10 protein-coding genes are annotated in these 10,261 nt (G+C 62.6%); 7 read left to right on the top strand and 3 right to left on the bottom strand.

Annotated features, from left to right (window positions below; genetic code table 11):
• Window positions 1–660, bottom strand: a 660-nt coding sequence (locus tag E5W87_RS29875; RefSeq protein WP_292405821.1) for an NAD(P)/FAD-dependent oxidoreductase, incomplete at its 3' end; no start/stop codon positions are given.
• 116 nt (window positions 661–776) lie between these two features.
• Between E5W87_RS29875 and E5W87_RS29870 the strand changes: the two genes are divergently transcribed.
• From E5W87_RS29870 to rsmA, 7 genes are all read left to right on the top strand, one after another.
• Window positions 777–1,007 (top strand): hypothetical protein, encoded by a 231-nt coding sequence (locus E5W87_RS29870; protein WP_292405818.1) that lies wholly within the window; start codon window positions 777–779, stop codon window positions 1,005–1,007.
• On the top strand, window positions 1,004–2,206 hold the full coding sequence (lptF, locus tag E5W87_RS29865) for an LPS export ABC transporter permease LptF (protein ID WP_292405815.1): 1,203 nt from the start codon (window positions 1,004–1,006) through the stop codon (window positions 2,204–2,206). Before E5W87_RS29870 ends, lptF begins: the two co-directional genes overlap by 4 nt.
• 16 nt (window positions 2,207–2,222) lie before the next feature.
• A complete protein-coding gene (gene lptG / locus E5W87_RS29860) occupies window positions 2,223–3,305 on the top strand; it encodes an LPS export ABC transporter permease LptG (protein WP_292405812.1) in 1,083 nt (360 codons plus the stop codon).
• On the top strand, window positions 3,305–5,728 hold the full coding sequence (locus tag E5W87_RS29855; protein WP_292405809.1) for an LPS-assembly protein LptD: 2,424 nt from the start codon (window positions 3,305–3,307) through the stop codon (window positions 5,726–5,728). Before lptG ends, E5W87_RS29855 begins: the two co-directional genes overlap by 1 nt.
• Before the next feature lie 231 nt (window positions 5,729–5,959).
• Window positions 5,960–6,895, top strand: a complete 936-nt coding sequence (locus E5W87_RS29850) for a peptidylprolyl isomerase (RefSeq protein WP_292405806.1) — start codon at window positions 5,960–5,962, stop codon at window positions 6,893–6,895.
• Between the two features lie 12 nt (window positions 6,896–6,907).
• Entirely contained in the window at window positions 6,908–7,936 is a 1,029-nt protein-coding gene (gene pdxA, locus E5W87_RS29845) for a 4-hydroxythreonine-4-phosphate dehydrogenase PdxA (RefSeq protein ID WP_292405803.1), read from the top strand.
• 22 nt (window positions 7,937–7,958) lie between these two features.
• Window positions 7,959–8,798: a 16S rRNA (adenine(1518)-N(6)/adenine(1519)-N(6))-dimethyltransferase RsmA gene (gene rsmA, locus E5W87_RS29840; protein ID WP_292405801.1), complete on the top strand. Its 840-nt coding sequence runs from the start codon at window positions 7,959–7,961 to the stop codon at window positions 8,796–8,798.
• A gap of 40 nt (window positions 8,799–8,838) precedes the next feature.
• On the opposite strand, the gene gmk is transcribed toward rsmA, so the two are convergent.
• Both gmk and E5W87_RS29830 read right to left on the bottom strand, forming a co-directional pair.
• Window positions 8,839–9,513 (bottom strand): guanylate kinase, encoded by a 675-nt coding sequence (gene gmk, locus E5W87_RS29835; RefSeq protein ID WP_292405798.1) that lies wholly within the window; start codon window positions 9,511–9,513, stop codon window positions 8,839–8,841.
• A gap of 5 nt (window positions 9,514–9,518) precedes the next feature.
• Window positions 9,519–9,986, bottom strand: coding sequence for a DUF1732 domain-containing protein (locus E5W87_RS29830; RefSeq protein ID WP_367118891.1), 468 nt, complete (start codon window positions 9,984–9,986; stop codon window positions 9,519–9,521).
• Between the last annotated feature and the right edge of the window lie 275 nt (window positions 9,987–10,261).

Genomic DNA, 10,261 nt, shown 5'->3' with positions numbered 1-10,261 from the left:
GCCGATGCGTTTAGGCAGCAGCGAGGGGCCGTTGCGGGCCGACAGCCAGATAGAGGCGGCGCTCGCCCCCGCCAGATGATTGAGCACGTCGAAGCCCGAATTGCCGGCGCCGACAACCAGCACCTTTTTTCCCGCATAATCCTCGGCTTTGCCAAAATCCGCCGAATGCATGATGCGGCCGGCAAAGTCGTTGGCGCCCTTCCACTGCGGAATGAACGGCTGCCGGTCGCGCCCGGTGGCAATGACGACATGATGCGCCGGCAGGGGCCCGGCACTGGTCTCAACGGTCCATTGATCGCCGTTGAACGCGATCTCCTCGACGGCGACGCCAAGCCGAACCGGCAGACTGTGCGCCTGGCTGAAATCGTTCAGGTGGCGGATGACGGCGGTTTTGTGGGGAAAGGCGGGGGTGCCTGCGGGATAGTCGACGCCGGGCAGCGTCGAGAGATCGCGATGCGAATTGAGATGCAACCGTTCGTGCCGCCGATACCAGGGCTCGGCAAGCCGGCTTTCCTTTTCCAGGACAAGCGTCGGCACGCCGGCCTTTATCAGCGCATGGGCGGCGGCCAGCCCCGCCGCGCCGGCGCCGATCACGATCGCACCGTGAAAAATCGATTCCTGGCCGCTTTGACCGCGCAATTGTGTTACTTCTGCTTCCATGCCTGTACCTGTCGCGGCCACGGCGGCCATGACCGTGATCGGCGCGATCATTTGGTCGTTTTCCGGCATTTGGCAAGACTTTGCCGGAATCAGATCCCATATGGCGGATGGAATCGATGGCGATTCGTCGCGGCACGGCCCCGCTTTCCCGCCGCAACCTGTTGTTAACCATCGATGTTCGCCCTTTCTTATCCATTGCCGCCGACACTCCGGCCACCGGGAATAACGATGTGGGACGGGAAACCAGATCGAACCGCCAAACGGGACCGGTTGTGCAGGCGTCGCCGGACGACTACCTTGTCTGGAGGCATGATGCCGTTCGGCAAAATCGAGAAAAGCCTTTATGAAGGTCGTTGAACGCTACATCATGCGTCGCGCGCTGGCGGTGTTTCTGGCAGCGCTTATCTGGACGCTGGCAATCGTGTGGACGACGCAGGTGCTCGCCCGCATCGACCTCGTCACCGACAGCGGCCAGTCGGCGCTGACTTTCTTCGAGGTCGCTGCGCTGATCATTCCGTCGATCGTCCCGATCGTCGTGCCTTTCGCCCTTGTGGTCGCCGTCGCTCAGACGCTGAGCGCGATGAATTCCGATTCTGAGCTTGCCGTCTTGAACGCCGCGGGCGCTTCGCGCTGGACCATAGTCAGGCCGATCATGCTCCTGGCGCTGGCGGCCAGCGTCTTGTCGTTCGCAGTCGATAACGGCGTTGACCCTTATGCACGCCAGAAAAACCGGCAACTGGTGGCGTCGTCGCGTGCCGATCTGTTGTCGCTGATCATCCAGGAAGGCACCTTCCGCAAGATCGACGACGGCCTGTTCCTGCAGATTGGCGAGCGGCTTCCGGACAACCGCCTTGGCGGCATCTTCGTCGCCGATTCGCGCGAAGAAGGCGTCAACCTCATCTACTACGCCAAGACCGGGGCCATCATCGAAAGCGGCGACGAGAAGGTGCTGATGATGAACGACGGCGTCATCCATCGCGAAACGCTGACCGGCGATCTTTCGGTCATCCGATTCACCTCCTATGCCTTCGACTTGTCCGCCTTCATGTCGGCCTCATCGGACGTGTTGCTTTTGCCGAAGGACCGGACGACCCAGTACCTGCTCAATCCCAGTCCGAACGACAAGGCGTTCCAGAAAAAGCCGAACAGGTACCTGGCCGAGCTCAACCAGCGTTTTTCCGAATGGTCCTATTCAATTGTCTTCGCGCTGATCGCGCTTGCGGTCGCGGGAGATGCGCGCTCCCATCGCGAGGCGCGCATTCATCCGCTGATCACAGCCATTGCGATTGCACTTTTCGTACGCTGGCTTGGTTTCTTTGCCGCCGGCAAAGCCGACAACGTTCCGCAATACGCCTATATGGTCTACGGCGTTCCTATCGTGGCGTCCGCGGTCGCGATATGGTTCATCGTGTCCAACCGGACCATGGAGCTGCCGGTCGCCTGGGCCGACTGGATGACGAATTTCGCCGGTCGCTTCAGTGACGGCTGGAGCGCCATCAAGCTCCGCTTTGCCAGGCGTGGCGCTTCTGGCCAAGGAGCCGGCTAATGGGCTGGATACGCTAATGGGCTGGACTCTGGGTAGATACTTCTTCTTCCGCTACGTGACGATCACCATCTGGTTCTTCATCGGCCTCTTGGCGCTCGTGTTCCTGATCGACTTCACCGAGCTTTCCGGTCGCACAACCGGCTTGCCGGGCTTCACCTACGGGACGGCGTTCGCCATTTCAGCGCTGAGGATGCCGATGATCATGCTGCAGACGGTGCCGTTCGTGGGGCTGTTCTCGGCGATGGCGACGCTGGTCTCGCTCAACCGCAGATATGAACTGGTCATCGCGCGTTCGGCCGGCGTGTCCGCATGGCAGTTCTTGCTGCCGTGCTGCATCGGGGCGCTGCTGTTCGGCGTGTTGTCGGTCGGCGTCATCAATCCGATCGCCGCGCATGCGTTTTCCTGGTCGGAAAAGATCGAAACCCAGCTCCGCTCCGGCAAGTCGAACGCCGTCTCAGCCGACGCCGAGCCCTGGATCCGGCAGAAAACCAGTACCGGCGATACCATCATCGGCGCGCGCGCCATTCTCAATCAGGGCCTCGAAATGGCCGACGCCGTCTTCTTCGTCCTAAGCCCGCAAGGCGACATCGTCGAACGCAAGGACGCGGCGCACGCCTTTTTGCGGGATGGCTACTGGGAACTGCAGGACGTCAAGGTTTTCCGGGACGGCAACATCCAATCGGTGGCAAGCGACCGGGTGCCGACCAATCTCAAGCCCGAATTCGTGCAAGAGCGGCTGGCGCGCCCGGAAACCATCCCTTTCTATGACCTGCCCAGCAAGATCGAGGTTGCCCGCTCCTTCGGCCTCAAGGCAAATGCCTTTGCCATGCAGTTTGATTCGCTGGTGGCGCTGCCGTTCCTTCTCGTCGCCATGACGCTGATTGCCGCAACGGTGTCGATGCGATTTGCGAGGATGGGACAATCCGCGACGATGATTCTGGGTGGCGTCCTGGCTGGGTTTCTGCTTTATGTCGTGACGGTGCTGGTCAAGGCATTCGGCGTGGCGGGATTCGTACCCACAGTCGTGGCTGCATGGGTTCCGGTTGTTGTGGCTATGTTCTTCGGGGTGACTTTCTTGCTGTACAAGGAAGACGGCTAGTGAGGGGGGCGGTTTTGCGCATCCATAGGCAGGCCGGTTTGGCGCGCCTCTATGGGGCGAGCGCCTTGGCATGCCTGCTCGCTTGCGTCGTCCCGAATATTCCGGCTTCTGCCCAGGATATCAGCGACATGGCAGCCGAAGTCCCCGCCGGCTCGCAAATGCTGCTGGCGGCGGATACGCTGGTCTATGACAACGACAACCAGACGGTAACGGCCGTCGGTGGCGTCCAGATCGACTATGGCGGCAACCGCCTTGTCGCCCAGCGGGTCGAGTACAATCGCAACACCAAGCGTCTCGTCGCCAGCGGCAATGTCGAGGTCATCAACAGCGACGGCACCAAGATCTATTCGCAGCATGTCGACATCACCGACGATTTCGCTGACGGCTTCGTCAACGCGCTGCGTGTCGAAACCGTCGACAAGGCCTATTTCGCCGCCGAAAGCGCGGAACGCATGGGCGGCGTGCTGACGACGTTCCACAACGGCGTCTACACGGCCTGCGAGCCATGCGAGGACCAACCAAACAAAGCGCCAACCTGGCGCATCAAAGCCAGAAAGATCATCTGGAACGGCGAGAAGAAGACGGTTCGCTTCGAGAATTCGAATTTCGAGTTCTTCGGCTTTCCGCTTGCCTATCTGCCGGCCTTCGAGATTGCCGACCCGACCGTTAAGCGCAAGAGCGGCTTCCTGATTCCCGGCATTGCCTACAAGAGCGAGCTCGGCGTCGGCGTCAAAGTCCCCTATTATTTCGCGCTCTCACCAACCTACGACCTCACCGTGACAGGCAGCGGCTACACCAAGCAAGGGTTCCTCGGCGAGGCCGAGTGGCGCCAGCGCTTCAACAACGGCCAGTACAGCCTGAAGATCGCCGGCATCCGGCAAGAGGACCCCGACGAATTCATCGACAGCCACGGGCACAATGTCGATTCAGGTTCGGCCGGCGACCCGAACAAGTTCCGCGGCATGATGGGCACCAAGGGTCAGTTCGCCATCAATCCGCGCTGGGACTTCGGCTGGGATGTCCTGTTGCAGACCGACAAGAACTTCTCGCGCACCTACGCCATCGAAGACTTCAACGACAGCGTGCATCACTCCTCGATCTACCTAACCGGCCTCAACGGCCGCAACTATTTCGACGTGCGCGCCATGCGCTTCGAGGTCCAGGAAAAGACGCTCCCTGACGATCCGACCGCGCGCGCCGGCAAGCAGCCCTGGGTCCTGCCCTCGCTCGACTACGCCTACATCCCTGACATGGCGGTGGGCGGCGGGCAATTGTCGTTCAATGTCAACGCGCAGGCCATCAGCCGTGAAAGGCTGGATAGGATCCTTTCCGATCCGAACAACGCTGCGTCCGTCAATAGTGTCCGCGGCATCGAGGGCCAGTCGGGCCGCCTCACCGCCGAAGCCGAATGGAAGCGCACCTTCACCACCGATGGCGGGCTGCTGCTGACGCCGTTGCTGGCGCTGCGCGGCGACGCCGGTTATGTGAATGCGTCCTCGGCCTCGCTCACCGCCATCAACCAGATGGCGATGAACCCGGAGATAAATGCCAGCGACGACATGCGGACATCGCTCGCCCGCTACATGGCGACCGCCGGGCTGGAAATGCGCTGGCCGGTGCTGTTCTCGTCGACCCGTTCCAGCCACATCTTCGAGCCGATGGCGCAGGTGTTCGTGCGTCCGAACGAGCAATATGTTGGTGGCCTCGCTGTCCCCAACGAGGACGCCCAGAGCTTCGTCTTCGACGCCACGACATTGTTCGAGCGTGACAAGTTCTCCGGCTACGACCGCATGGAAGGCGGCACGCGCGCCAATGTCGGGTTGCGCTATTCCGGCGCCTACGACAATGGCTGGAGCACCAACGCGCTGTTTGGCCAATCCTACCAGCTGGGCGGGCGCAACTCCTTCGATTCGCCGGATCTGGTCAATGTCGGCGCTGATTCCGGTCTTGAGACCGAGACCTCCGACTATGTCGGCCTCGTCGGCTTCAACAGTCCTAGCGGGTTCTCCGGCTCGGTCAGCGGCCGTTTCGACGAGCAGAGCCTTGAGGTTCGCCGCGCCGAGATGAAGGCAGCCTACTCCGGCCTGCCGATTTCGCTCAGCGCCAAATATGCCTTCATCCAGGCGCAGCCGCTCTATGGCTTCACGACCGATCGCCATGAGGTCACGCTCGGCGCCTCGACGCACCTTGCCGAGAACTGGCGTGTCTTCGGCACCGGCACCTATGATCTGGAGCAAAGTGTCCTGGTCAAGGACGGGGTCGGCTTTGCCTATAGTGATTCATGCTTCACCTACTTGATGACGTTCTCGGAATCCCGCGACCTGGAAACCAAGGAAGTGTCGCAGAACATCGGTTTCAACCTGTCGTTCCGCACGCTCGGCGATTTCGGCTCGTCACAAAGCTCCATTGACACTATCCAGTAGAAGACGCTGGCCAGAAGCAGACGGCCGGAACACGCGGCCAACGCATCGGCTCGAAAGTCGGAATTGATTTTCGGAAAGCACGATGCGTAGATTCAAAGTGTTAGAGCGTACCTACTGCGCCCAAGTGGACGCACGTCGCTCTAACGACATCGTTTCGCCGCATAGGGCAGGCACGGGTTTCAGCTCCCTCATAATGAGATAGAATTGGGCCGGAACCGAGATAGAATTGGGATGCTTTCGATGAGGAAATACCTCTTTTCGGCAGGGTTCGCGCTGCTGGTGGCGGCGACCTCGGCCTCGATCACCATGATGACGCCGCCGGCTTTCGCCAGTCAGATCAAATACGTCGTCAACAACGTACCGATCACCACCGGCGACATCCAGCATCGGGCTGCCTTCCTGCGCCTGCAGCGCAAGAAAGGCGACCCCGCCGACGAGATGATCGAGCAGACGCTGCGCGTCTCCGAAGCCAAGCGTCTCGGCATCCGCATCAGCGACGCCCAAGTCGACGCCGCCTATCAGCGCTTTGCCACGACCAACAAGATGCAGCTCAAGCAACTCGATGGCGTCATGGCGCAGTCCGGCGTCGGCAAGGAGCATTTCAAGGAGTTCATCCGCTCCCAGATGGCCTGGAATCAGGCGCTGACCGCGCGCCATCGCTCCGAGAGCGGCGGCGGCGCCATGAGCGAGCAGGACGCAGTCAGGCGCATGCTCGACAAGGGCGGCGCCAAGCCGACCGCGATGGAGTACATGCTGCAGCAAGTCATCTTCGTCGTGCCGGCGGCCGAGCGCAGCGCTACGCTGTCCAAGCGCAAACGCGAGGCCGACGCCATGCGCGCCCGCTTCAACGGCTGCAACACCTCGCGCGAATTTGCCAAGGGCCTGGTCGACGTCACCGTTCGTGATCTCGGCCGGGTGCTGGCGCCGCAATTGCCGCCGGAATGGGCCGACCAGATCAAAGCCACCAAGGTCGGCGGCGCCACCAGCACGCGCGAGACGGACCGCGGCGTCGAGTTCATCGGCATCTGCTCGTCACGCGAAGTGTCCGACGACAAGGCCGCCCAGATGGTGTTCCAGAGCGAAGGCGCTCCCGGCAAGGACGCCGACGAGCTCTCCAAGAAGTATGTCGAGGAGTTGCGGAAGAAAGCCCGCATCGTCGAGCGCTAAGACACCCTGGGCGTGCCAGAGATACAGCTTCCGCTGGCGTTGAGCGTCGGCGATCCGTCCGGCATCGGGCCGGAGATCGCCATTGCCGCCTGGCAGGCGCGCGACGGAGCGGGTGTGCCGCCCTTCTATCTTCTCGCCGATCCGGTGCTGGTCGCCGCACGGGCGCGCCTGCTCGGCGTCGATGTGCCAATCACGGAGACAGCGCCAGCCAAAACGGCGCGCGTCTTTGCTCGCGCCCTGCCCGTCGTGCCGCTGGTCGCCCGCTTCGTCGACGGCCCCGGCCGCCCGGACCCAGCTAACGCCGCCGGCATAATCGAGGCAATCGACCGCGCTGTTGACGACTGCCTTGGTGGCCGCGCAGCGGCTGTCGTCACGTGCCCGATCGCCAAGAAACCGCTCTACGATGCCGGCTTTCGTTTCCCCGGCCATACCGAGTATCTGGCGCATCTGGCGACGCTCCACACCGGCGCCGAAACGATGCCGGTGATGATGCTTGCCGGTCCCGAGTTGCGCACGGTTCCGGTCACCATCCATATTGCGCTGAGCGAGGTGCCGAAAGCGCTGACGACGGACTTGATCGTTGCGACCGCCCGCATCACCGCCGCCGATCTCGAACATCGCTTCGGCATCGCCAAGCCTCGGCTTGCCATTGCCGGCCTCAATCCGCATGCCGGCGAAGGCGGCGCGATGGGCGCCGAGGACGAGCACATCATCCGCCCGGCGGTCGACAGGCTGAGGGCGGAGGGCATCGATGCTTTCGGGCCGCTGCCGGCCGACACGCTGTTCCATGCCCGCGCCCGAACCGGCTACGATGTTGCGCTGTGCATGTACCACGACCAGGCGCTGATCCCGGCCAAGGCGCTGGCTTTCGACGAGGCGGTCAACGTCACGCTCGGCCTGCCCTTCATCCGCACCTCACCGGATCACGGCACCGCCTTCGATATCGCCGGCAGAGGCATAGCCCGGGCCGACAGCCTGATTGCGGCGCTAAGCCTCGCCCGCAAGCTTGCCGACACGGGGACGAAGGCTGCCACCGCATGAGCCTTTGCATGAGAGCGGTCGCATGAGCATCGACGGGCTGCCGCCGTTGCGCGCGGTAATCGAACGCCATGGGCTGCAGGCGAAAAAGGCGCTTGGCCAGAATTTCCTGCTCGACCTCAACCTGACCGGCAAGATCGCGCGCACCGCCGGCGACCTGACGGGCGCCACGGTGATCGAGGTCGGTCCGGGTCCCGGCGGCCTGACCCGTGCGCTGCTTTCCCACGGCGCTGGTCGGGTCATCGCCATCGAGCGCGACGAGCGCTGCCTGGCGGCGCTCGCGGAGGTGTCAGATCACTATCCGGGCCGTTTGGAGGTCATTGCCGGCGATGCGCTGAAGACGGATTTTGCAGCGCTTGCCCAAGGGGCGCATGGGGGCAATGGATCTGTGAGGATCGTCGCCAACCTGCCCTACAATATCGGTACCGAACTTTTGGTACGCTGGCTGACCGTTGCCGAGTGGCCACCTTTCTACGCATCGATGACGTTGATGTTCCAGCGCGAGGTGGCCGAGCGCATCGTCGCCCGACCCGGCAGCGATGCCTATGGCCGGCTGGGCGTTCTGGCAGGCTGGCGAACGGAGGCCAAAATCGCCTTCGACGTGCCGCCACAGGCGTTTACGCCACCGCCCAAGGTGACTTCCTCGGTGGTACATCTGGTGCCACGCGCCAGCCCTCTTCCCGCTGAAGTGAAAAAACTCAGCCGCGTCACCGAAGCGGCCTTCGGCCAGCGCCGTAAAATGCTGCGCCAAAGCGTCAAGAGCCTCGGCGGCGAAGCCCTGCTCACCCGCGCCGGCATCGATCCGACGCGGCGCGCCGAAACGCTTGATATCGAAGAATTCGTGCGACTGACCAACGCAGTGTAGCTCTCTTCTCCCCGTATAGTGACGGTGAGAAGGAAGGCGCCTAATCCGTCTTCTCGTCGAGCAATCCCGAGACGAAATCGAACAGGCCGGGCCGGCGGTCGCGTCTGAGACGCTCGGCGACGACGATGCCGCGCACTTCGGCGAAGGCGCGATCGAGATCGTCGTTGATGATGACGAAATCATATTCCTTCCAGTGCTCGATCTCGTTGCGGGCGTTCTTCAGACGCGTCTCGATCACCGATTCCTGATCCTCGGCGCGGCGCTTTAGCCGCGCCTTCAATTCCTTCATCGACGGCGGCAGGATGAAGATGGAAACGATATCGGCGCGCATCTTCTCCTTGAGCTGCTGGGCACCCTGCCAGTCGATGTCGAACAGCATGTCGCGGCCCTGTGCCAGCGCCAGTTCGGCCGGTTCACGCGGCGTCGCATAGCAATTGCCATGCACTTCGGCCCATTCGAGCAGCTCGTCTGAATCGCGCAGCCGCTCGAACTCACGCATGGTGCGGAAATGATAATGGACGCCCTCGATCTCGCTGCCGCGGCGCGGCCGCGTGGTGACGGAGACCGACAGTTCGAGGCTGGAATCGCTTTCCAGAAGATTGCGCGCAATCGTCGACTTGCCGGCACCTGACGGCGACGACAGTACGAGCATCAGACCCCGGCGACGAATGCGGGAACCCAAATCCTTAGCAACCACAGGCTCTTTGGCGACCATCAGGGTTACTCCAGATTCTGGACCTGTTCGCGAAACTGGTCGACGACCGCCTTCAACTCCAGCCCGATGGCGGTGACCGCAGCGGCATTCGACTTCGAACACAGCGTATTCGATTCGCGGTTGAATTCCTGCGCCAGAAAATCGAGCTTGCGGCCGATGGCGCCGCCGCCTGCCAGCAGCACCCGGCCGGACGCCACATGCGTCTTCAGCCGGTCGATCTCCTCGCGGATATCGGCCTTGGTGGCCAGGAACGCCGCTTCCATATGCAACCGGCTGGCGTCGAGATTGGCGGAGGCATCCATCAGCAGCCGGACCTGCTCGGCAATCCGTTCGCGGATCACCGCCGGCTCGCGCGATGGATCGGCCTCGGCACGCAGCGCCAGCGCCCCGATAGCGTCGATATGGCCGGACAGCAACGAGCGCAGTGCGGAGCCCTCGCCCTGGCGTGCCTGCTCCAGCCCACCCAGCGACACTTCGAGCGCCGAGAGAATCGCGCTGTCGAGCGCCGCCCGCGCCTCTTCGGTTTCGACTTGACTTCCCAGGCGATCGACGTGCCGTCATGTTCGGCGACGGCCCGTGCAAAACCGGTCATGCTCTGCAAATTCATGATGCCCTTGCTTCCCCCTGGCGCATGATCCCGGAAGCGCTCCGGGCCAGATCCTGCGCGGCTTCAAATGCCTGAGCGCCTCTTCGCGCCGAATCGGACGCAAGGCGCTCCGGATCAAAAATCGGCACGTCCCTGCCATCA

It is taken from the genome of Mesorhizobium sp. (genome assembly GCF_004962925.1).
GTDB lineage: Bacteria > Pseudomonadota > Alphaproteobacteria > Rhizobiales > Rhizobiaceae > Mesorhizobium.
Note: the sequence above shows the minus strand (reverse complement) of the source record. Positions and strands in the feature narration are given on the sequence as shown.